The 21,145-nt window shown below is 67.3% G+C and carries 25 protein-coding genes; 11 read left to right on the top strand and 14 right to left on the bottom strand.

Going from position 1 to position 21,145, the window contains the following annotated elements; translation table 11 throughout:
• Positions 1-11 precede the first annotated feature (11 nt).
• Both odhB and lpdA read left to right on the top strand, forming a co-directional pair.
• Positions 12-1,232, top strand: coding sequence for a 2-oxoglutarate dehydrogenase complex dihydrolipoyllysine-residue succinyltransferase (odhB, locus tag HUJ28_05490; GenBank protein ID MBD3618906.1), 1,221 nt, complete (start codon positions 12-14; stop codon positions 1,230-1,232).
• 55 nt (positions 1,233-1,287) lie between these two features.
• Positions 1,288-2,739 (top strand): dihydrolipoyl dehydrogenase, encoded by a 1,452-nt coding sequence (lpdA, locus tag HUJ28_05485; protein ID MBD3618905.1) that lies wholly within the window; start codon positions 1,288-1,290, stop codon positions 2,737-2,739.
• Positions 2,740-2,823: 84 nt separating this feature from the next.
• On the opposite strand, the gene HUJ28_05480 is transcribed toward lpdA, so the two are convergent.
• Entirely contained in the window at positions 2,824-3,315 is a 492-nt protein-coding gene (locus HUJ28_05480) for a DUF2059 domain-containing protein (protein ID MBD3618904.1), read from the bottom strand.
• An 89-nt stretch (positions 3,316-3,404) separates the two neighbouring features.
• Here HUJ28_05480 and HUJ28_05475 point away from each other — a divergent pair.
• Both HUJ28_05475 and HUJ28_05470 read left to right on the top strand, forming a co-directional pair.
• A protein-coding gene (locus HUJ28_05475; GenBank protein MBD3618903.1) for an IS3 family transposase occupies positions 3,405-4,516 on the top strand; the annotation gives its coding sequence in 2 pieces (ribosomal slippage) (positions 3,405-3,657 and positions 3,657-4,516; 1,113 coding nt in all).
• 194 nt (positions 4,517-4,710) lie between these two features.
• Positions 4,711-5,109 carry a GFA family protein gene (locus tag HUJ28_05470; GenBank protein ID MBD3618902.1) on the top strand — a complete coding sequence of 133 codons (399 nt, stop codon included), beginning with the start codon at positions 4,711-4,713 and terminating at the stop codon, positions 5,107-5,109.
• 150 nt (positions 5,110-5,259) lie between these two features.
• Here the strand turns inward: HUJ28_05470 and HUJ28_05465 are convergent, their stop codons facing one another.
• Complete coding sequence (locus HUJ28_05465) at positions 5,260-5,697, bottom strand: hypothetical protein (GenBank protein MBD3618901.1); 438 nt, start codon at positions 5,695-5,697, stop codon at positions 5,260-5,262.
• A 144-nt stretch (positions 5,698-5,841) separates the two neighbouring features.
• Here HUJ28_05465 and HUJ28_05460 point away from each other — a divergent pair, with 144 nt between their 5' ends.
• The 4 genes from HUJ28_05460 (at position 5,842) to HUJ28_05445 (ending at position 8,828) form a co-directional block, all read left to right on the top strand.
• Complete coding sequence (locus HUJ28_05460) at positions 5,842-6,363, top strand: N-acetyltransferase (protein MBD3618900.1); 522 nt, start codon at positions 5,842-5,844, stop codon at positions 6,361-6,363.
• A 64-nt stretch (positions 6,364-6,427) separates the two neighbouring features.
• Entirely contained in the window at positions 6,428-7,636 is a 1,209-nt protein-coding gene (locus HUJ28_05455) for a methyltransferase (GenBank protein MBD3618899.1), read from the top strand.
• 94 nt (positions 7,637-7,730) lie between these two features.
• The gene (locus tag HUJ28_05450; protein ID MBD3618898.1) at positions 7,731-7,970 is read left to right on the top strand and encodes a hypothetical protein; all 240 of its coding nucleotides are present in this window, start codon (positions 7,731-7,733) and stop codon (positions 7,968-7,970) included.
• 156 nt (positions 7,971-8,126) lie between these two features.
• Positions 8,127-8,828 (top strand): M15 family metallopeptidase, encoded by a 702-nt coding sequence (locus tag HUJ28_05445; GenBank protein ID MBD3618897.1) that lies wholly within the window; start codon positions 8,127-8,129, stop codon positions 8,826-8,828.
• Here HUJ28_05445 and HUJ28_05440 read toward each other — a convergent pair.
• From HUJ28_05440 to HUJ28_05405, 8 genes are all read right to left on the bottom strand, one after another.
• Positions 8,825-9,211 (bottom strand): hypothetical protein, encoded by a 387-nt coding sequence (locus HUJ28_05440; GenBank protein MBD3618896.1) that lies wholly within the window; start codon positions 9,209-9,211, stop codon positions 8,825-8,827. The genes HUJ28_05445 and HUJ28_05440 overlap by 4 nt on opposite strands.
• Positions 9,212-9,223: 12 nt before the next feature.
• Positions 9,224-9,691, bottom strand: coding sequence for a hypothetical protein (locus HUJ28_05435; GenBank protein ID MBD3618895.1), 468 nt, complete (start codon positions 9,689-9,691; stop codon positions 9,224-9,226).
• A gap of 20 nt (positions 9,692-9,711) precedes the next feature.
• Complete coding sequence (locus tag HUJ28_05430) at positions 9,712-10,659, bottom strand: ceramidase domain-containing protein (protein ID MBD3618894.1); 948 nt, start codon at positions 10,657-10,659, stop codon at positions 9,712-9,714.
• A 123-nt stretch (positions 10,660-10,782) separates the two neighbouring features.
• On the bottom strand, positions 10,783-11,526 hold the full coding sequence (locus HUJ28_05425; protein MBD3618893.1) for a ferredoxin--NADP reductase: 744 nt from the start codon (positions 11,524-11,526) through the stop codon (positions 10,783-10,785).
• A gap of 120 nt (positions 11,527-11,646) precedes the next feature.
• Positions 11,647-12,432, bottom strand: a complete 786-nt coding sequence (locus HUJ28_05420; GenBank protein MBD3618892.1) for an ABC transporter ATP-binding protein — start codon at positions 12,430-12,432, stop codon at positions 11,647-11,649.
• Positions 12,419-12,976, bottom strand: a complete 558-nt coding sequence (locus HUJ28_05415) for an ABC transporter permease (GenBank protein MBD3618891.1) — start codon at positions 12,974-12,976, stop codon at positions 12,419-12,421. The genes HUJ28_05420 and HUJ28_05415 overlap by 14 nt, the downstream gene beginning before the upstream one ends.
• On the bottom strand, positions 12,973-13,617 hold the full coding sequence (locus tag HUJ28_05410) for an energy-coupling factor ABC transporter permease (GenBank protein ID MBD3618890.1): 645 nt from the start codon (positions 13,615-13,617) through the stop codon (positions 12,973-12,975). The genes HUJ28_05415 and HUJ28_05410 overlap by 4 nt, the downstream gene beginning before the upstream one ends.
• A gap of 3 nt (positions 13,618-13,620) precedes the next feature.
• Complete coding sequence (locus HUJ28_05405) at positions 13,621-13,773, bottom strand: hypothetical protein (GenBank protein ID MBD3618889.1); 153 nt, start codon at positions 13,771-13,773, stop codon at positions 13,621-13,623.
• 3 nt (positions 13,774-13,776) lie between these two features.
• Between HUJ28_05405 and HUJ28_05400 the strand changes: the two genes are divergently transcribed.
• The gene (locus HUJ28_05400; GenBank protein MBD3618888.1) at positions 13,777-14,502 is read left to right on the top strand and encodes a DUF2784 domain-containing protein; all 726 of its coding nucleotides are present in this window, start codon (positions 13,777-13,779) and stop codon (positions 14,500-14,502) included.
• Here HUJ28_05400 and HUJ28_05395 read toward each other — a convergent pair.
• A complete protein-coding gene (locus tag HUJ28_05395) occupies positions 14,490-14,891 on the bottom strand; it encodes a hypothetical protein (protein MBD3618887.1) in 402 nt (133 codons plus the stop codon). The genes HUJ28_05400 and HUJ28_05395 overlap by 13 nt on opposite strands.
• Before the next feature lie 82 nt (positions 14,892-14,973).
• Here HUJ28_05395 and HUJ28_05390 point away from each other — a divergent pair, with 82 nt between their 5' ends.
• On the top strand, positions 14,974-17,175 hold the full coding sequence (locus HUJ28_05390; GenBank protein ID MBD3618886.1) for a transglycosylase domain-containing protein: 2,202 nt from the start codon (positions 14,974-14,976) through the stop codon (positions 17,173-17,175).
• Between the two features lie 111 nt (positions 17,176-17,286).
• Entirely contained in the window at positions 17,287-17,562 is a 276-nt protein-coding gene (locus HUJ28_05385; protein ID MBD3618885.1) for a cupin domain-containing protein, read from the top strand.
• A gap of 80 nt (positions 17,563-17,642) precedes the next feature.
• On the opposite strand, the gene HUJ28_05380 is transcribed toward HUJ28_05385, so the two are convergent.
• The 3 genes from HUJ28_05380 to HUJ28_05370 all read right to left on the bottom strand — a co-directional run bounded on the left by HUJ28_05380 (position 17,643) and on the right by HUJ28_05370 (position 20,957).
• Positions 17,643-18,038, bottom strand: coding sequence for an SCP-2 sterol transfer family protein (locus HUJ28_05380; protein MBD3618884.1), 396 nt, complete (start codon positions 18,036-18,038; stop codon positions 17,643-17,645).
• Between the two features lie 568 nt (positions 18,039-18,606).
• Positions 18,607-19,197 carry an SPOR domain-containing protein gene (locus HUJ28_05375; GenBank protein MBD3618883.1) on the bottom strand — a complete coding sequence of 197 codons (591 nt, stop codon included), beginning with the start codon at positions 19,195-19,197 and terminating at the stop codon, positions 18,607-18,609.
• Positions 19,197-20,957 (bottom strand): arginine--tRNA ligase, encoded by a 1,761-nt coding sequence (locus HUJ28_05370; protein MBD3618882.1) that lies wholly within the window; start codon positions 20,955-20,957, stop codon positions 19,197-19,199. Before HUJ28_05370 ends, HUJ28_05375 begins: the two co-directional genes overlap by 1 nt.
• Positions 20,958-21,145 lie beyond the last annotated feature (188 nt).

The raw sequence follows: 21,145 nt of genomic DNA, 5'->3' as shown, positions 1-21,145 counted from the left end.
ACGAGACCGACATGAGCACTGAGATCAAGATCCCGCCACTCCCCGAATCGGTGGCCGACGCCACCATCGTCACCTGGCACAAGCAGCCGGGCGAACGCGTCGAGCAGGACGAGAACCTGGTCGACATCGAGACCGACAAGGTCGTGCTGGAGGTGCCGGCCCCGGCCGCCGGCGTGCTCAAGCAGATCGACCAGGACGAGGGCGCGACGGTCACCGCCGGCCAGGTCATCGGCCTGCTGGAGGCGAGGGAGACAGGGAAGCCGGCCGACGCGGGCGAGGAAAAGACCGCCGCCCGGGCCGCCCCGGCGCTGAGCCCCGCCGTGCGCAAGCTGCTGCACGAGCACGAACTCGATCCTGCGAAGATCGATGGCAGCGGCAAGGACGGGCGCATCCTCAAGGAAGACGTGCTGGCCCACCTCGAGGCCCGGCAGCAGGAGAAACCGGCGCCCCAACCGGCAGCAAGACAGGAAACGCCGCCCGCCGCAGACACTCCGGCAGCCAAACCCGCTGCAGCGCCCGCCGCCAGCGACGAGCGCACCGAGAAGCGCGTGCCCATGACGCGCCTGCGCAAGCGCATCGCCGAGCGCCTCATCGAGGCCCAGCAGACGGCCGCCATGCTCACCACCTTCAACGAGGTGAACATGGCCCCCGTGATGGCGCTGCGCAAGACCCATCGCGACCGTTTCGAGAAGGCCCACGGCGTGCGTCTGGGTTTCATGTCCTTCTTCGTCAAGGCCTGCGTCGAGGCCCTGCGCCGCTTCCCCGAGGTGAACGCCTCCATCGACGGCGACGACATCGTCTACCACGGCTTCTTCGACATCGGCGTGGCCGTCTCCTCGCCGCGCGGCCTGGTGGTGCCGATCCTGCGCGCTGCCGACCAGCTCGGCTTCGCCGACATCGAGAAGCGGATCGCCGACCTCGGCCAGCGCGCGCAGGACGGCAAGCTGGACATGGACGAGCTCACCGGCGGCACCTTCACCATCTCCAACGGCGGCGTGTTCGGTTCGCTGCTGTCCACGCCCATCCTCAACCCGCCGCAAAGCGGCATCCTCGGCATGCACAAGATCGAGGAACGCCCGGTGGTGGAAAACGGCGAGATCGTGATCCGGCCGATGATGTACCTGGCGCTGTCCTACGACCATCGCCTGATCGACGGCAGCAGCGCGGTGCGCTTCCTCGTCACCGTCAAGGACATGCTGGAAGACCCGGCGCGCCTGCTCCTGGAAGTCTGACGAAGCCCGCGCCCCGCGGGGCGCCCACCCAACCAGCGACGAAGACACGGACATCATGAGCGCAGACTACGACATCCTCATCATCGGCGCCGGCCCGGCCGGCTACGTGGCCGCCATTCGCGCCGCCCAGCTCGGCATGAAGACCGCCTGCATCGATCGCTGGCTCACGCCCGAGGGCAGGCCCGCCCTCGGCGGCACCTGCCTCAACGCCGGCTGCATCCCCTCCAAGGCCCTGCTCGAATCCAGCGAACATTACGAGATGGCCGCCGGGCACTGCGCCGATCACGGCATCCGCATCGGCAAGCTCGAGCTGGACCTCGCCGCCATGCACGCGCGCAAGCAGGGCGTGGTCGACCACCTCACCCAGGGCATCGAGACCCTGTTCAAGGGCAACGGCATCACCTGGCTGCAGGGCGCAGGCCGCCTGCTCGGACCGGGCAAGGTCGCCTTCACCCCCCATGGCAAACAGAAGCCCCGCGAACTCACCGCCGCGCACGTCATCATCGCCACCGGCTCCACCCCCATCGAACTCGGCGGCGCACCGCTGGATGGCGATGTCGTCGTCGACTCCACCGGCGCCCTGGCCTTCGACCAGGTACCGAAACGCCTGGCCGTGATCGGCGCCGGGGTCATCGGCCTGGAGCTCGGCAGCGTCTGGCGTCGCCTCGGTGCCGAGGTCGTGATGCTCGAGGCCCAGGACCGCTTCCTGCCCGTGGCCGACGGCCAGGTCGGCAAGACCGCACTCAAGCTCTTCCGCGACCAGGGCCTGGACATCCGCCTCGGCTGCCGGCTGATGACCACCCGCGTCACGAAGTCAGGCGCCAGCCTCGACTACACCGACGCCGACGGCAAGACACACACGCTCAAGACCGACCGCGTGGTCGTCGCCGTCGGCCGCCGCCCGCTGTCGGACGACGTCCACACCCCCGAGAGCGGGCTGCTGCTCGACGAGCGGGGTTACATCCACGTCAACGAACACTGCGAGACCAACCTGCCCGGCGTGTATGCCATCGGCGACGTGGTGCGCGGCCCCATGCTGGCCCACAAGGGATCGGAAGAAGGCATCATGGTCGTCGAGCGCATCAACGGCCAGGCCTCCACGCTGGACTACTGCTGCATCCCCTCGGTGATCTACACCCAGCCGGAGATCGCCTGGGTCGGGCGTAGCGAGGAAGAACTCACTGCCGCTGGCGAGGCCTACCACAAGGGCGTCTTCCCCCTCGCCGCCAGCGGCCGTGCCCAGGCCCGTGGCGAGACCGACGGCTTCGTCAAACTGCTCGCCGCCGCCGCCACCGACCGCCTCCTCGGCGCCCACATCGTCGGCCCCAGCGCGTCCGAACTCATCAGCGAGGCCACCATCGCCATGGAACTCCAGGCCTCGGCCGAAGACCTCGCCCGCACCTGCTTCGCCCACCCGACGTTATCGGAGGCGGTGCACGAAGCCGCGCTTGCGATCGAGGGGCGGGCGATACATGTGGTGACGAAGAAGCCGGGGCGGAAGGGCTGATACACTGCTTTAACTCGTTCGCCTGCAATGGGCATGGAGATGCCCTGACTCACTGCCATATCGGAAAATGGCCACTCTGTGCGATCAGAGTGGATACCCTTCTTCCGCCAGCCTCGTCCTTATTCTCTCTTCCATAACACTCTCCAGCCCTCTGCCCCATGCTTGCCCGGCCTCCATAGACTCTTTCATAAGCATGGGCATCGTCCTGACTATCTTTTTACCGAGATCTGTTGAGTGGAACTCAATCATTTGCTTGATCTCTTCGGCAGTGAAGTGTTTGTGGTAGATAGGGATGACATGCTCTACGAAATCTGGAAGATTCTCTCTAATCACACGATTAATTTCTTCAGTCAGACCTTCTATCACATGCGACGGAACATTCGGTCTTTCTCTTTTCAGATAAGCCATCATCTGCATGTTGAATGCCTCGCTCATCTGTTGAGCGAGAGCCAGCGAGTTACTCACTTCCAGTAGCTCTTCGATATCAGCACGCTTTTCGTCTGTCAGCTCCTCAGAAAATGCGGGAGTTATATAAAAGACAGATGCCGCCAGAAGAAGTCCAATAATAACTTTCATCTCTCTCCCTCATGAATGATCGTAAGCTTCCCCAATAAGTAGACCACTCTGAAGTGGATATTTGGCAAAATATCACGAGGAGAGGTCATATGAAAAAGTCCCGATTTACGGAAACACAGATTGTTTCGATCCTGAACGAGGCGGAAGCGGGTTTGCCGGTGAAGGACGTGTGCCGCAAGCATGGCATCAGCTCGGCGTGTTACTACCAGTGGAAGGCCAAGTACGGCGGCCTGGGCGCCTCCGAACTGAAGCGGCTGAAGGAGCTGGAAGCGGAGAATGCGAAGCTCAAGCACATGTACGCCGAGATGGCGCTGGAAAACAACGCCATGAAGAACCTGATCGCAAAAAAGCTCTAAGGCCGCCGGAGAATCGCGCAGCGGTGCAGTTCCTGCTCGATGAAGAGGGCCTGTCCGTCCGGCAGGCCTGCCGCTGCGTTGGGCTTAGCCGTGCGGCCTGGTATCGGCCCTTAACCGATTGGATGGCGCGAGACCGTCCGGTAGCGGAGGCGCTGCTGGCCTTGTCCGCCGAGAAGCCGGGACTGGGTTTTTGGAAGCTGTTCCGGCGCTTGCGCCGTCATGGCCACCGCTGGAACCACAAGCGAGTGCACCGGATTTACTGCCGCCTACGGCTGAACCAGGGCGCGCGCACCAGGAAACGGCTCCCCAGCCGGGATCCTCAGCCGCTCATGGTGCCGCAGCGCCCCAATCAGGTGTGGTCGGCCGACTTCATGAGCGATGCGTTATACAACGGCACGCGTTTTCGCACCTTCAACGTGCTCGACGACTTCAACCGGGAGGCGCTGGCGATCGAGATCGACACATCCTTGCCGAGTGCCCGTCTGGTGCGGGTGTTTGAGCAGCTCAAAGCGGAACGTGGCCTACCGGACGTGCTGCGGACCGACAATGGCCCGGAGTTTCTCGGCGAGGTCTTCACCCAGTGGTGCCAGGACAATGGTGTCATGATCGACTACATCGAGCCCGGCAAGCCGAATCAGAACGCCTATATCGAACGGTTCAACCGCAGTTACCGGACGGAGGTACTGAACACCTGGCTGTTCCGTGACCTGGACGAGGTGCGCGAGCTGACCTGGGCCTGGATGATCGAGTACAACGAAGAGCGCGACCACGACAGCCTCGGCGGGCTCACGCCGGCAGAGGTGCTCAAGCAGGCAAGTGATTCTACTTTTGGGTTGTCTACTTGACGGGGAAGCTTACGGTATACCTAATACGGTGGTCGTCAAATGTTTATCGGCATGTTGCCCCTGGGTTTCTCGAAGGCGGAATATATGGCAGCGGAAACCCGGGTCAGAGAGCAATAATCTTTAATATTAGAAGGGATTCCTCTCCGACCCGGTTTTTTGCTAGGTCGTGCCGACAAATTCAGGTGGGTGATGCTGTGAAACATACTGGTGGATGTCTATGCGGGGCGATTAGCTTCGAGGTGACCGGGCCCTTTGAGGGTTTCTTTCTTTGCCATTGTTCGCGTTGCCGGAAAGACACGGGCTCATCCAACGCCGCTAATCTTTTCTCTAAGGTTGCTGAACTGCGTTGGCTGTCTGGAGAATCGCAAGTCACCATCTATAACTTGCCTGAAACGCGCCACGTTAGAAGCTTTTGTGCGGTTTGTGGTTCGGCGCTGCCAAGTCTGCAAACGAACGGCACGTTACTCGTGCCTGCTGGGAGCCTTGATACAGATGTGCCGCTCCGACCCCAAGGGCATATATTCATGGACAGCAGGGCGAATTGGGATGAAAAGTTGGAGGCTCTTCCTAAATATGCTTCCTTTCCAGCCTAGTATTCCGGGGCTATTTGATTGCAATGTTGAGCAGAGCCCGCAAACAGCCAATTAACAAGTCGTTACAGCGGGCGTTTGACCCGACGCGCACTTTCGCTAATGCAAAAGCACGCGCAGAAAGCCCGGGTCAGAGGGCAATATTCTTTGATGTTACAAGGAATTCCTCTCTGACCCGGTTTTTTGGCTCTCAGACTCCACCCCTTCCTCCTCCCGGCTCCCGCTCAGCAACCGCCCGTCCCGGTCGGTGTAGCAGCTGAAGCGGTAGCTCGCCTCCGCGCCGTCTGCCCCCATGTGGCCGATCTCCACGCCCTCGATGTAGTAGCCGTCCCGGGTTTCGTGCACCTTGCCTTCCTGCCGCAGCCGCGCGGTTTCGGGGCGGTCGGCCGCGCCCAGGGCGGCGCGCTGGCAGGCCTCGGTGGCGGCGAGGCGGCCGGGGTCGGTGAGTTGCTGGTACCAGCGGTTCACGGCTGGTACCTCCTGCACGAGGATGTAGCCGCCGGAGGCGGCGATGATGAGGATCGGCAGCAGGCGGTTGAGCTGTCGGCGTGGGTTGTTGCGGCGGCGGGTGTCGGGGGTGGGCTGCTGCATGCGGCGCGGGCCTCTCGGTTGATGGGGGGCGGGGTTGGTCGCCGTGGTGGTTGCCGCAGCGGTGCTGGTCTCATGGTAGACGATGGGGCGTGCTTTGAGAGCCCCGCTGCTATCATGCATGCATCTTTATCGAGGGGGATTACCGTGCAGATACGCGAGGCGGTGGCGGCCGATCACGCGGCGATCAGGGCCCTGCATCTTCCCCTCTTCGGCGAGGAGGGCGAGGCGGTGGCAGCGCTCGCCCTGGCGCTGCTGGCGGACGAGACGGCCAGGCCGGTACTCGCGCTGGTGGCCGAGTCGGAGGGCGAGGTGGTCGGGAGCGTGATCTTCAGTGCCGTGCAGGTGACGGGCCGGGAGGACGTGCCGGCCCGGATCCTGGCGCCGCTGGCGGTGGCGGGGCGCTGCCAGCGCCAGGGCATCGGGCGGGCGCTGGTCGAACAGGGGCTGGAGCGGCTGCGGGCGCAGGGTGTCCGGCTGGTGTTCGTGCTGGGCGATCCGCAGTACTACGGCCGCTTCGGCTTCAGCCACCGGCACCGGGTGCAGGCGCCGTACACGCCGGTGTTTCCGGAGGCATGGATGGCCCTGGCCTTGCAGGACGAGGCGCTGGATGCGGTTGGCGGCCGGCTGCGGTGTGCGCGCTCGCTGGATCGCCCCGAGCTCTGGTAGGCGCGCCGCCGGCCGGTCGCAAATCCAGCGCGTGGGTCGGCAGCCGGGCTGCTATGATCCGCCGATGTCCTCGCCCTCCCTGGAACAGCGTCTTGCCCACCTCGCCCGTGTCGTCGGCGAGACGGCCCCGCTGTGGCGGCCGGCGCCGTTTTACCATCCCCGCCTTCCCTGGGAGGCCGACCACCCCGAACTCGCCGCCGCCCTGCGGGCGCTGACGGACGAGGAGATCGCGGCCTATGCCGCCGACGATGCGGCCCTGCGGGCCTGGCTCGCCAACTGGCTGCCCGCCCTCGGCACGCTCGAACCCCTGCTGGCCTTCCCCCTGCGCGACGCGCCCCTGCCGGCACCGGCGGACCGGCATGCCCCCAGCCGGGACGTGCCGGGGCGCAAGTGGTCGCAGATCGAGCGCTTCGCCGCGGCGGTGTTATCCACCGGGCCCTTGCGGGCCGCGCGCATCGTGGACTGGTGCGGCGGCAAGTCGCACCTCGGCCGGCTACTGGCGATGCACAGTGGCCGGCCGGTGGTGCTGTATGAGCGCGACGCCGCGCTCTGCGCACAGGCGGACGCCCTGGCGCGCCGCGACCGGGTGGCGCTTAAGGCCGTGCAGGGCGATGTGCTTGCGCGGGCCGACACGCTCCCGGCGGACAGCCAGGTGGTGGCCCTGCATGCCTGCGGCGACCTGCATCTGCACCTGCTGGACCTCGCCGGTGCCGCGTCGGTGGAACACCTCGCGCTGTCCCCCTGCTGTTATCACCGCACCCGGCACGCCGCCTGGCACTGGCGCTCGCCGGCCGGGCGGGCGAGCGGGCTCGTGCTGGGGCGCGAGGACCTGCGCCTCGCCGTGCTGGAGTCCGTGACCTCGGCCCCGCGCGAGCGGGCACAGGCGCGGGCACGGCAGCAGGGGCTGCTGGCGCTGCTGGGCTGGGCGCAGGCCAGCGGCCAGCCGCTGGCCTCGGTGGCGGGGCTGGACTGGCGGCGGGACGAGGACGTGCCGGCCAACCTGCGTCGCCTCGCGCAGGCCGCGCACCTGCCGCTGCCCGATGCCGACGAGGCCATGCACCTGTGGACCATGGCGGCCGGGCGCGCCCGCGAGGTGCGTGCCTTCGAGCTGCTGCGCCATGCCATCCGCCGCCCGCTGGAGGCCCTGCTGGTGATCGACATGGCGCTGGGGCTCGAGGCGCAGGGCTACGCAGTGTCGCTGACCGCCTTCTGCCCGCGCGCCCTCACGCCGCGCAACCTGCTGCTGATGGCGCGGCCGGCGGGGCCGGCATGAGGCCGCAGGTTTGCCTGCCGAGGCGGCAGGCGGTAGAAAGACACACGGGTTCGTGTCGACAGGCATCAACAGGAATGGAAAGAGGAATCGAGGCATGATCGCCGAATTCTTTCGCAGTGAACTGCACATCGGGCTCAAGATCCTGGTGACGAGCCTGGTGGTGGGCATGCTCTGCTGGATGCCGCTGCTGCTGTACATCCCCTTCGGTCCGGCGGATGGCAATCCCATCGGCCTCGGCCTGCTGGCCATGGCGGGCACGCTGCTCGCGGTGCTCGGCATGGGTGTGGGGCTGCTGTGGTGGGTGTTCGGCCTGCTGATGCGCCCGCGGGTCTGAGCGACGACCCGGTGTGAGGCCGCCGGCGGGCCGCAGCCGTGCGGCTGAGGGTGCGACCGATGCCTGGTCTATACTCACACCCGATGTGAGCGGCGGCGCCATCGCGGCGTGCCATCGGCGTGTATACGGACGTTAATCTGCAAAGGGAGGGGCGATATGTCGAGCATCCAGGCATCGGTCGGTCGGGGCGGTCTGAATCACGCCGAGGACACGAGACAGATCCAGACCCTGTTGAACCGCCATCCGGACCTGCCCGGTGTGCCGCTGCTGGTGGATGGCGTGATCGGCCCCGTGACCATCGCGGCCATCGAGACATTCCAGGGCCGGCACGTGGGGATGGCGCTGCCCGATGGCCGGGTCGACCCGGGCGGTCGCACCCTGTCGCTGCTCTCTGCGGCGCCGGTCGCCGGCGGGCAGGAAGACTGGACGGGCGACAGCGCGCAGTGGCCGGAGAAAAAGAAGCTGCTCAGCTTGCACCCGTCCATGCGTCGGGCCGTGGAGCTCATGCTCGAGAAGCTGCGCGCCAGGGGGTTCCGGCCGAAGATCTTCTATGCCTGGCGTTCGCTGGGGCTGCAGCAGGCGTTGTACGAGACGGGGCGCAGCCAGGTCGCCTTCAGCTTTCACAACGCCACCCGCCCCGATGGCCACCCCGAGGCGCTGGCGGTGGACATCATCGACTCACGCTATGGCTGGGAGGACCGGCCGGAGACGGCCGCCTTCTGGCAGGCGCTGGGGGAAGAGGCCGCGATACTGGGCCTCTACTGGGGCGGCAGCTGGGAGAGCTTCAGGGATTACGCCCACGTGCAGTTCTACGACAATGACCGCCTGGCCGAGATCCGGCGGCTGCACGGCCTCTAGCGCTGCAGACCCACCGGCCAGAAGATGGCCCCGGCGGCATAGCCCGCAAACACCATCACGAACGGAAACCAGCCGGAGACGCTCTCGGTGGGGATCACCAGGAAGCTGAGCAGGCCGACCAGGAGCGTGAGCCCGCCGAAGATGATGTAGTTCCAGGGGAAGCCGATCACGCCGAAGCCGGGCTTCAAGTCATCCACCGGATGGAACCAGTGCCCGACGAACAGGGCGACCACCCAGGCGATGAACGGGGTGGCGCCCGAGGAGCGCATGGCATCGACCAGTTCGTTGCCCGCGCCCGGGCCGACGAAGATCACATCGAGCAGCACCACGGCGATGGGCGCCATGCCGACGCCAAAGTGTGTCATGAACTGTTTGCTGAGCATGTCGGTTTCTCCCTATGCCGGCCAGGTGATGATGCCAGTTGCAAAGCCCAGGGCCACGATCAGCCACGGCCAGATGCGTTTTCCCTTCTTCCTCAGTACATCGCCCAGCACGATGATCCCCCAGGTCAGCGCCATCAGCAGCACGGGACCGAAGAGACCCAGTGGGGATTCGAGTCCGTCCACCGGATGGAACCAGCGGCCCATGTAGACGGAAAGCGCCCATGGATAGAAGGTGCTGTTGAGCGTGCTCTCGCGCAGCAGCTCGCTGAAGGTGTTGCCCGGAATGCTGTCGCCGAAGGAGGCGATGGAGGTGAGCACCAGCAGGGTGGCGACGAAGACCAGCCCGACGATGCCGATGATCCATGCCCCGGCGGTGGTCTGTATCCACTGCGGTGCGAACAGGGCCAGGAACATGGCCAGCGCGAGCGAGCAGAACAGGATGAGGTGCGTGATGATCCGGTTGCGTGTGGTGGCTTCCATGGATGGGTCGTCCTTGTCGATCAGGGCCGGGACTCGGCGCGGAAGTGCAGGAAGAAGAGGAATGGCACGAGGCCCATGGCGAGGAGGTGCCAGCCGCCGTGGCCCTGCCAGAAGGAGTCCGTGACGCACAGGCTGCGGCCGGTCTCGGAGGCGAACCAGAGGAAGAAGGCCAGGCCGAACCCGACCAGGATGGCGAAGAAATAGCCGAAGTTGCGCCGCAGGCGATTGATGCCGCCGGCCGCCGTCGCGATGATGAGCACGAGCTCGACGATGACCAGCACCACCAGCGTCGCCATGCTCACCTCATCGGTGAGGCCGAAGACGAAGATGGCGACCAGGGCGGCGGCCACCAGCAGAGCGAAACCGAGCAGGAAGACGATCAGGCCCCAGCGGGTCGCATCGGCCAGCGAGGCGCGCCAGATGCCGTAGAGCGCGGCAAAGATGGCGAACAGGCTGATGGAGAGCGGGTCGAAGCGGCTGATCACCTCGGTCATGCTCACATGAAAGGCCATGCTGCCGGGCCCCAGCAGCAGCACGATGCTGCCGAAGAGCAGTGCATAGACGCTGCCGGTCTTCATGGGGTTGCCGTCGCGGCGGCCGGACAGGCGGTCGATGTCTGCCCAGCCCAGGATGAGCAGGCCGCTGATGATGGGGGCAAAGGCCGTGAGCGTGCTCACCGGCTGGGCGATGGCCATGGGCGTGCCGAGCAGGGGCAGGTTTTCGCAGTAACACTTGCCGGCCGCAATGCAGCCGTTCAGTTCCATGCCCTGCCACTGGCTGCCCATGCCGATGCCGAGCAGGACCGCGCAGAGCAGGGTGAGGACAAGCCCGGTCAGCATGCCGGCATGTTTCCACCAGGGCCTGCCCTGGGTGTCGCGCCAGATCAGCCAGATGATGCCGGCGAGGAGGGTGACTGCGTTGAAGACGATGAAGAGGACTACGGCGAGGGTCTGGTCCATCGTGGCCATGCGGATCGTTCTTCCCTGATGCTGGTTGGCGTCATGACCGTGCGAGGTCAGAGCATGTATAGCATAAACCGGCGAGCCGGACAGGGTGGGCAGCAGGCCGTGTATGCGTGATCCGTGTGGCGCTCACCAGTATTTTTCGGTGGTGATGTGGCCGGGCTCGTTGCGCCGGTTACGCCTGAAGCCGCGATCCTTCAGGTGTTCGCTGGCGTCCGTGATCATGCCCTGGTTGCCGCAGAGCATGATCTGCGCGCGTTCGGGGGCAAGCCGCAGGTTGATCGCCTCTTCCAGACTGCCGTCGGCCAGCAGGGGCGGGATGCGTCCGTGCAGGGTGCCGGGACGCTGTTCGCGGCTGAGCACCGGCACGAAGGTGAACTGCCCGGTGTGCCGTGACGCGATGCGTGCCAGCGTGTCGTCGTAGGTGAGTTCGTCGGCCTGGCGCACGCCCTGCACCAGCACCACGTCGCGAAAGCGCTGCCAGGGCTCGTCCGTCTTCAGCAGGGAGAGAAACACGCCCAGCGCGGTGCCGGTGGAGAACAGCCACAGCTGCTCCGCCTCCGGGACCTCGTCCAGGGTGAAGAAGCCGCGCGGGGTGCGGTCCACCCAGAGGCGGTCGCCGGGTTCGAGCGCGGACAGGCGCGGGCTCAGCGGGCCCTCCGGCACCTCGTTGAAGTAGATCTCCAGCGGCCGTTCGTCCGGCGCGTTCACCAGCGAATAGGGACGCCCGACGCGCTCGCCGTCGATGTCCAGCGCCACGCGCGTGAACTGCCCGGCGCGGAACTCCCCGAGCGGCGCCTCGAAGCGCAGTGTATGCAGGCGCCCGGTCCAGCGCCGCCGTTCCACCACCCTGCCTTCCAGCCAGTCGGTCATGGTCCTGTCCCGGTTGAGGTCTGTCTACTCAGTGTGGTGCCCGGGCGGGGGAATTCAACCATGGGGATGTTGCGCCTTATGGCGCATGGGGTTTATCGGCAACATGCGTTGCCTTCGGGCTCATTCCCAATCGTGGATGTGGAAATGCCGGTGGCTGGTGTCGCCGTGGCGGTGCCGGTGGCTGTGCACCAGGTTGGCCTCGATGAGCAGCCCGCGGTCTTTGAGGAAGGGCTCGATGGGGCCGTCGTGGAGCAGGCGGTGGTCCTCGCCGAGCACCAGGGCGCGTTCGCCCAGCTCGGGCGCCATGGAGAGGTTGTGGGTGGCGGTGAGGGTGGTGATGTGCAGCTCCTGCAGCAGGTCGATGAGCCAGCCGGTGGAGCGCGGGTCCAGTGCTGCGGTGGGCTCGTCGAGCAGCAGGACCCTTGGTTCCAGCGCCAGCAGGGCGGCGAGGCAGACCTTCTGCTTCTCCCCGCCCGACAGGCTGAAGGGCGGGCGGTGCAGCTGCCCGCCCAGGCCGACCACCCCGGCCCAGTGCTGCACGCGCTCGCCCACGTCCCCTTCGTCGTCTGGCAGGAGCTGGCGCAGGCCGAAGGCGATCTCGTCGAACACGGTGGGATTGAAGAGCATGCTGTCCGGGTTCTGGAACAGCAGGGCGACCTCGCGGCGGAAGCGGCGGTTGAAGTCGGCCCGTTTCAGCTGCGCGGGCGTGATGGCGGTGCCGTCGTAGGCATAGCGGCCGGCGACGGGGAACAGGAGGCCGTCGACGAGCTTGAGCAGGGTGGACTTGCCGCTGCCGTTGGCGCCGAGCAGCACGACCTGTTCGCCGGGCATGATCTCGAGGCTCACGTCGCACAGGGTCGGCGTGCCGTCGTCGACCGCGTGGCTCACGCCCTCAAGCCGGATCATTGAAGAACCCCCGCGAGCGCATGGCCTGGGCCGATTCCGTGGCGTTGGACAGGGCCTTTTCGACGAAGAACGAGCCGCTGGCCGCACCATGGCGATAGACCTGGCGCAGGCCGGGCCGGCCCAGCGTGCGGCTGGTCAGTGCCAGGCGCATGTCCTGGTAGAGGCGGCGAAAGCCGAGGTACTGCGTGCTGGCCAGGGTGAGCAGGTAGGACAGCGTGGGCGAGAAGGCCAGGGCCTTGAAGATATTGATGCGCGCGATGAGCAGGAAGGTCATGGCGGTGATGAGCAGCACCCGCAGGTTCATCAGCAGCAGGTAGTGCCAGGCGAGGTCGCCGCGCAGCCAGCCGAGGATCACGTAGGAGACGCTCACCAGCAGGTTGAAGGCGAGCACGGCCAGCAGCGCGCGGCGGAACACGTCCGCGGCGCGGCGCCAGGCGAGTAGGGCGACGAGCCCGAGTCCGGCGGCGAGCAGGGGAATGGCGTGTACCAGGGTGGCGGCGAGCACCGCGGCCAGATACACGCCGAGCAGCAGCCGGTCTCTCATGCCGTGACCCCGCGCAGCCGGGTGAGAAAGCGGTACAGCAGCACGGTGAGCACGCCCTCGCCCGGCGCCACGGCCAGGTGCGGCAGCAGCACGGCCGGCAGGGTGATGGCGAGGCCGAAGGGGAAGAACAGGGGCGTGCCGTCCGCGCGCTGGGCGATCAGTGGCTGGATGCCGAGCACCACGGCCACCAGCGCGGCGGCCACCAGCACGGCAGCGGCCGCGCCGAGGAACAGGGCGAGGGTCTCGCTGCGCGGGCGCAGCAGGCGATACAGGCCGGCGGCCGTGACGCTGCCGGCCAGTCCCATGGCCAGGGCGGCGAGCGGCAGGGCGGTGACGCCGCCGTTGCCGAACAGCAGGGCCTGCATGAGGAACACCAGCGACAGGCAGAGAAAGGCCGTCCAGGGGCCGAACAGGATGGCGAGCAGGCCGATGCCGGTGGCATGCACGGTGGCACCGCCGGGCAGGGGCAGGGCGATCATGTGGAGCACGAAGGCCAGTGCGGTGACCACGGCCAGCAGCGGGATGGTCTCCTCGTCGAGCCGCCGGCGCACGCGGCGCAGGCCGACGGCCCAGGCCGCCCCCGCCACGGCGTAGAGCGGCAGAAAGGTCTGGGGCGAGAGAAAGCCGTCCGGGATGTGCATGGCTCAGACGGGCCGGCGCCGGTAGAACAGCATGAGCAGCCCGAACAGGCCGAAGAGGATGCCGACGCCGGCCACCAGCCGCGCATGGCGCTCGACCAGTGGCGCTTCGGCATGGGCGCTGGCGAGCGAGTCGTCCACCTGCACGTCGAGGTTCACGCCATGGCCGTCGGCCGTGAAGACGCTGACCCGGTAGCTGCCTGGTGTGCGCGGGGCGAAGGCGATGCGGCCGTCGCGATCCGTCCAGCCCATCTGCACCGGGTCGGCCTCGCCCTGCGGGCGGATTTCGTAGGGGGCGCCGGCCACGCTAACATCGTCGCTGTAGCGGATTGTGATGATGGTGGCGCTGGACTGGGTGAGCACGTGTTGCACCTCGTGGGCCTGGGCGATGCCGGTGACGATCAGGAGCAGGCAGGGGAGCAGGAGGCGCATGATGGGAAGGCGGTATGTGTTCCGGGTCGATTCAGGTCCACACTACGATGTGACCATGATCTTCGCAAGCGTGGTGGGCGCGTGAGCTATCTGTGGCTGGCCAACGCGGTGCTGTTGCTGCACCTGGGCTTCATCCTGTTCGTGATCTTCGGCGGCCTGCTCGCCCTGCGTGACGGGCGCTGGGCCTTGTTGCACGTGCCGGTGTTCGTCTGGGGCGCGCTGGTGAACCTGATGCACTGGGTGTGTCCGCTCACGCCCTGGGAGAACCGCCTGCGCGCGCTCGCCGGCGAGTCGGGTTACAGCGGCGGGTTCATCCAGCACTACGTGGGTGCCGTGGTCTACCCGCAGATCCCGTCCGAGCAGCTGGGGCTTGTGCTGGGGCTGGCGGCGCTGGCGTGGAACGCGGGGGTGTACGGGTTCGTGCTCTGGCGCCGCCGCCGGCATCAGGGGCGATAATGGATGGTGAAGTCCTCGAGCTGCGCGCGCTGGCGGATGGGCTCGCCGGCCGCGTCGGCGGGCAGGCCGCCGATCTCCAGGCGGCGGGCGTCGCGCCAGGTCAGCGTGATACCGTCCACCACCTGGCGGGTGGCGAGCACGTTGCCCGGCAGGTGATTGAACTCGCGCCCGGCACGCACGATGCTCACCTGGGTGGAGGGTTCGGTGCCGTCCCCGCAGTCGCGGGTGAAGAGCACGGCCGCATGGGCCGCATCCGGCGACACCACGCGGCCAAGCTCGGTGTTGCGGCAATCGGCCCTGATGCCCTGCGTGGCCTGCTGCGCCACGGCCAGCAGCAGGAGCGAGACCACCAGGACGATGGCGCCGAGGGTCTTCACGTATTGCCGCATGCGGGGCTCCAGGTCGGCCGATGAGAACAGATACATGATAACCACGGGTTGCCGGCGGTGCAGGGGAGAGGGGCGCATTTTCATGACGCAGCGACGACGGCAGGGCCCGGGACGGTGGCGCTGGGGGATTGCCGGCCTGGCCGTTCTTGCGGGCGCGGCGGGGCTGCTGGCCGTGGCCACCCGGCTGGCCATCGAGCCGCCGCCCGCGCGGCTGGTGACGGCCGGGGACGCCCGGCCCCAGTATCGCGACCGTCACGGCGAGGTGCTCACCGTCACCTACGCCAACCGCTGGAACCTGCACGAGCAGGTGGCCCTGCATGCCGTGCCGCCGTTGCTGGTCGAGGCCTTCGTCCTTTCCGAGGACCGGCGCTTCTTCGCCCACGACGGTGTGGACTGGCTCGCGCGCGGCCACGCGCTCTGGCAGAACCTGCGCGCCGGTGGCGTGGTGCGCGGCGCCAGTACGCTCACCGAGCAGTCCGTGCGCCTGCTGCATCCGCGGCCGCGCACGCCCTGGTCGCGCTGGCTGGAGGGCTTCGAGGCGGGGGCGCTGGAGGGGCGCTTCAGCAAGGGCGAGATCCTCGAGTTCTATCTCAACCAGGTGCCCTACGGGGCGCGCCGGCGCGGCGTGGCGCAGGCGGCCCGTTACTACTTCGATCGCGACCTCGACGCCCTCTCGGCGAAGGAGATGCTGGCCCTGGTGGTGCTGGTGCGCGCCCCCGGCGCCTGGGACCCCTATCGCCATCCCGGTCGCCTGGAGGCCCCGCTGCGGCGCCTGGCCGCGCGGCTGCACGCGGACGGCCGGCTCGATGCGGCCGCCTACGCCCGCATCCTGGAGACCCCGCTGGTGTTTCGTGCCTCGCCGCCCCTGCCGGTGGCCGCGCCCGAGTTCATCCAGTACCTGGAACGCCGGCAGGGGCAGGCATCGGCGCTGCGCCACACCACGCTGGATGCCCGGCTGCAGCAGGCGGTGCAGGGCATACTCGACGCCCGTCTCGCGGCGCTGGCCACGCAGGATGTCGGCCATGCCGCCGCCCTGGTGGTGGACCACGAGAGCGGCGAGATCCTGGCCTGGGCGAACGCGCGCCGTGATGCGGCGCAGGGGCTGGGGATCGACGCCGTGCGCACGCCGCGCCAGCCCGGCTCCACCCTCAAGCCCTTCGTCTACGCCCTGGCGCTGGAGCGGGGCTGGACCGCGGCCACGCTCATCGACGACGCCCCCGTCTCCGCCTGGATCGGCCACGGCTCGCACCGCTACCGCAACTACAGCAACACCCACTACGGCCCGCTGCGCCTGCGCGAGGCCCTGGGCAACTCGCTCAACATCCCGGCCGTGCGCGCCGCGCAGTTCGTGGGCGTGGAGGCGCTGCTCGCGCGCCTGCACGCGCTGGGCATCGAGAGCCTGTCGGCCCACCCGGACCACTACGGCGACGGCCTGGCGCTGGGCAACGGCGAGGTGAGCCTCTACGAGCTGGTGGGGGCCTACGCCGCACTCGCCCGCCGGGGGCAGTACCGGCCCTTCACCGGCCTGATGGAGGAGGCCGTCCTGCGGCCGGCACGCGCGGTCATCGATCCGCAGGCGGCCTCGCTGATCGGCAACATCCTCGCCGACCCCGAGGCGCGCCGGCTCGAGTTCGGCGGCGGCGGCCTGCTGCGCCTGCCGGTGGAGACCGCGCTCAAGACCGGCACCTCCAGCGACTACCGCGACGCCTGGACCCTGGGCTACAACCACCGCTACACGGTGGGCGTGTGGATGGGCAATCTGGACTACCGGCCCATGCGCGAGGTCACCGGTGCCAGCGGCCCCGCGCTCGTGCTGCGCGCCATCTTCGCCGAGCTCAACCGCTTCGAGACCACGCGCCCGCTGTGGCTGAGCCCGCGGCTGCAACGCCGGGCGATCTGCCGCGAGGACGGGCGCGCGGCCGACGGCGACTGCGCCAGCCGTCACGAATGGTTCCTGGCCGGTACCGCGCCGCAGAGCGCACCCGAACCCGTGCGCCTGGCCCCCGAACTGCGCCTGGCCGAACCGAGCCCCGGCCTCCTGCTGGCCATGGACCCGCGCATCCCCGACGGCCACGAGGCCTTCGCCCTGACCCTGGTGGACGGCGTGCAGCCGCAGCGCACCGAGTGGTGGGTGGACGGGGAGCGGGTGGCCACCACGGGGGCGGGGGTGACCCGCTGGCTGTGGCCGGTGCGTCGCGGCGAACACGAGGCCGCCGCGCGGGTGTGGCTGGCGGACTCGGAGACGGCCACGCCCACGCCGATGGTGCACTTCCGGGTGAAATAGGCATGAAAAACAGCGGGTTATGGCGTTGATTCGGGCGGGGAAAAAAGGTTTGTCACGGCCCCGTCGGGGCCTTTACCCTTGGGGTTTGACGCAACCGGACGAGGTCAGCCCATGAGCGAGATCAAGGTCGTACGCAACCCCGACGAGGCCACCCTGAATGCACTGGGCGTCCACGACTGGCCCATCTGGACCAAGGAGGCCTCTATCTTCCCCTGGACCTACGTCGACGAGGAGACCTGCTACTTCCTGGAAGGCGCGGTCACCGTCACCCCCAATGGCGGCGAGCCCGTCGAGGTCGGCGCCGGGGATCTCGTCACCTTCCCCGAGGGCCTGTCCTGCACCTGGAGCGTGAGCCGGCCGGTGAAGAAGCACTACACCTTCGGCTAGCGGCGCGGCGCATCCGAAAAAAAGAATGCGCAAAAAGAAAGCGCCCCTCGGGGCGCTTTCTCGTTTAGCTGGCGGGATGTCTAGATGCGCGACATCACGTCGAAGCTCTTGACGAAGGGCCCGGCCATGCGCGGGTCCTTCACCATCGCGCTGTAGTCGCCCTTCTTGAACTTGAGCTTGCCCGTGGTGAAGGCCAGGCCGAGGCCGGTCATGCCCGGTCCCTTCTGCATCCAGTGCTGCCACTGGTCGGGGCTGGCACGCAGGTCCCAGTTCAGGTCCTCGCCGTCGTAGGCCCCGGCCTTCACCGCCTGGCCGTTCTCCACGTGAAGCACACCGCGCGGCGTCTCATCCTCCGGGTAGCCGTAGCCGATCACGGAATTGAAGCCGATCTTGCCCAGGGCCTCGGCCAGTTCCTTCTCACCGTTCCATTCGTTCTGGAACTTTTCCATCCACGTGGCAGTAAACAGATCACTCATGACTTGCTCCTTTGGTTTCCATGTCTTGTTTCTTGTTATTCCACGCCCGGCATCACAGCCGGACAGGTCGAGGCTGCCGAAGCCGGCCCGAGCCTTCAAGGTGGAGGTCACCGTAGTGGGAGTCGTGTCACATACAGGTGTGAGGTGGAAAGTCCGTGTGCCACAGAGGTCACAGAGCAGGACGTTGTCTCGTAGGAGCGCCGCGAGGCGCGATCAGGACTGGCACATTGCCCCAGGCATGGACAATCGCGGCTCGCACCCGGAGGGCATAAACACCGCACCAACAACCCCCTTTGCTCGTAGCCGAGCCCTCTCGGCGATAACGACCAGGCTGGCTGCATAACCCCATCGGCCAGGGGGCTGGCCTCCTGCGGCGGTGTGTGATGCAGGAGGGGAGAGGAGCGGTGTCGGGCGTGGGCGGCGCTGCGCGCCTGAGGCTGCTTTAGCCACAGAGGGCACATACACAAAGGTAAACCGGGCTATGTTGTTCCTCTGTGATCTCTGTGATCTCTGTGATCTCTGTGATCTCTGTGATCTCTGTGATCTCTGTGGCGCTTGGACTTTCCGCCTAACGCGCCTTCAACAGCATCGTGTCGATGTCGTTGGCCTTGAGGCGGGAGCGGATGTCGTTGATCTCGGCGAGGCTGGCGATGGGGCCGATGCGCACGCGGTGCCAGGTGTCGTCGTTGACCTCGACCTTCTGGATGTGGGCCTGCACGCCGAGCAGGGCGAGGCTGGCCTTGAGGCGGTCGGCCTCTTCGAACTTGCGGAAGGAGCCGGCCTGCAGGATGAACCGGCCGCCCTCGGTCATCACCTTGGGGGCGGCCTCGCGCGACTCGGGCGTGCGCTCGCCGCTGATCTCGTCTTCCGGCACCACCACTTCCAGCTCGGGCAGCAGGGTGTAGAAGTCGAAGCGCGGCTTGGGCGGCGGGGGGATCTCCTCGGCGTCGGGCTTGCGCACGTCGCGGGTGTCCTGCGTGCCCTTGCTCACGCTGATGCTCGGCGTGGCCGTGACCGTCTCGGGCGTGGGCGCGTCCTTCAGGTACACGAGCAGGGCGACGAACAGGCCGATGGCCAGGCCGGAGAGCAGCCACACCCAGCCGGGCAGCGCGGGCTTCTGCTTCTTCCTGCCGGAGTGCTTGTAGTCGCGGGTGGCCATTACATCTCTTCGGGGGCGCCGACGCCGAGAAGTTCCAGACCGTTGCGGATCACCTGGCGGGTGGCCTCGCAGAGATTCAGGCGCGCATCGCGCAGAGCGGCGTCGTCCACCAGGAACTGGTGGGCGTTGTAGTAGGTGTGGAAGGCGTTGGCCACGTCGCGCAGGAAGTGCGCGAGCTGGTGCGGCTCTTCGGAGAGCGCGGCGGCCTCGACCACCTCGGGGTAGCGGGCGAGCAGGGTGATGAGGTCCTGTTCGTGCTCCTCGGTGAGCCGCTCCACGTTGGCGCTGCCGCGCGCCGGGTCACGTTCGAGCTGTTTCTCGGCGAGCTGGCGCAGCACGCTGCACACGCGGGCGTGGGCGTACTGGATGTAGTAGACGGGGTTGTCGGCCGACTGCGACTTGGCCAGATCCAGGTCGAAGTCCAGGTGCTGCTCGCACTTGCGCATCACGTAGAAGAAGCGCGCGGCGTCGTTGCCGACCTCGTCGCGCAGCTCGCGCAGGGTGACGAAGGAGCCGGAGCGGGTGGACATCTGCACGCGCTCGCCGCCGCGGTACAGGATGGCGAACTGCACCAGCAGCACGTCGAGCTTCGCGTCGTCGTCGCCCAGCGCCTGGAGCGCGGCCTTCACGCGCGGCACGTAGCCGTGGTGGTCGGCGCCCCACACGTCGATCACGCGGTCGAAGCCGCGCTCCATCTTGTCCATGTGGTAGGCGATGTCGGAGGCGAAATAGGTGGTCTGGCCGTTGTCGCGCTGCACCACGCGGTCCTTCTCGTCGCCGAACTCGGTGGAGCGGAACCAGAGCGCGCCGTCCTGCTCGTAGACGTGGCCGGCGTCGCGCAGGCGCTCCAGGGCCTTGTTCACGGCGCCCTTGTCGGTGAGCGAGCGCTCGGAATACCACTCGTCGTAGGTGACGCCGAACTCGGCCAGGTCGTCGCGGATGTCGTCGAGGATGCTGTTGAGCCCCAGTTCGAAGACGTAGCGGTAGCGGTTGTCGCCCAGCAGGTGGCGGGCGCGCTCGACCACGGCGTCGATGTGTACCTCCTTGTCGCCGCCGGCCGGCTCGTCGGGCGGCAGGTCGTGCATGGCCTCCTCGGCGGTGCAGGCCCACTGGTCGCCGTGCTCGTCGAAGAGGATGCCGGCGATGTCGCGCACGTATTCGCCCTTGTAGCCGTTGCTCGGGAAGGTGAGTTTCACGCCGCAGTGTTCGAGGTAGCGCAGCCACACGCTGGCGGCGAGGATGTTCATCTGCCGGCCGGCGTCGTTGACGTAGTACTCGCGGTGCACCCGGAAGCCGACGGCGGCCAGCAGGTTGGCCACCGTGGCGCCGTAGGCCGCGCCGCGGCCGTGGCCCACGTGCAGCGGCCCGGTGGGGTTGGCGGAGACGAATTCCACCTGCACGCGCTTGCCGGCGCCCAGCTCGCTGCGCCCGTAGCGCTCGCCCTGCTCGCGGATGCGGTCGATGACCTTCAGGGTGCTGGAGGGATCGATGAAGAAGTTGATGAATCCGGGGCCGGCGATGTCGACCTTCGTCACCAGGTCGGAGGCCGGCAGGTGGTCGACGATGGCCTGGGCGACGTCGCGTGGGCTGCGGCGTGCCGGCTTGGCGAGCTGCATGGCGATGTTGCAGGCGAAGTCGCCGTGCGTCTTGTCGCGGGTGCGCGTGACCTGGATCTCCGGGTCGGCATCGGCGGGCAGCACGCCGGCGGTCTTGAGGCCGCCGAGGGCGAGTCGGACGAGGGATTCGAGTTGCTCTTTCAAGGGGCGATTCCTGGTTTCTTGCAAAGCCGGGCGCGGGGCGCCTGCGCGAAAGCTGCATTCTAAAGAAATGCGGGCGGGACAGAAACAGCGGGGGTGATAAACCCTGCGGTTTCCCCAGCAGCTGTTGAAAAACGACTGCGGTGGACCATCTGCTGCGTTGCGCGGTGCTCGCTCCCTCGCCTATCTAT

The organism is Chromatiales bacterium, from assembly GCA_014762505.1.
Classification (GTDB): domain Bacteria; phylum Pseudomonadota; class Gammaproteobacteria; order SpSt-1174; family SpSt-1174; genus SpSt-1174.
The sequence above is the reverse complement of the archived record's forward strand: the minus strand, read 5'-3'. Positions and strand labels throughout refer to the sequence as shown.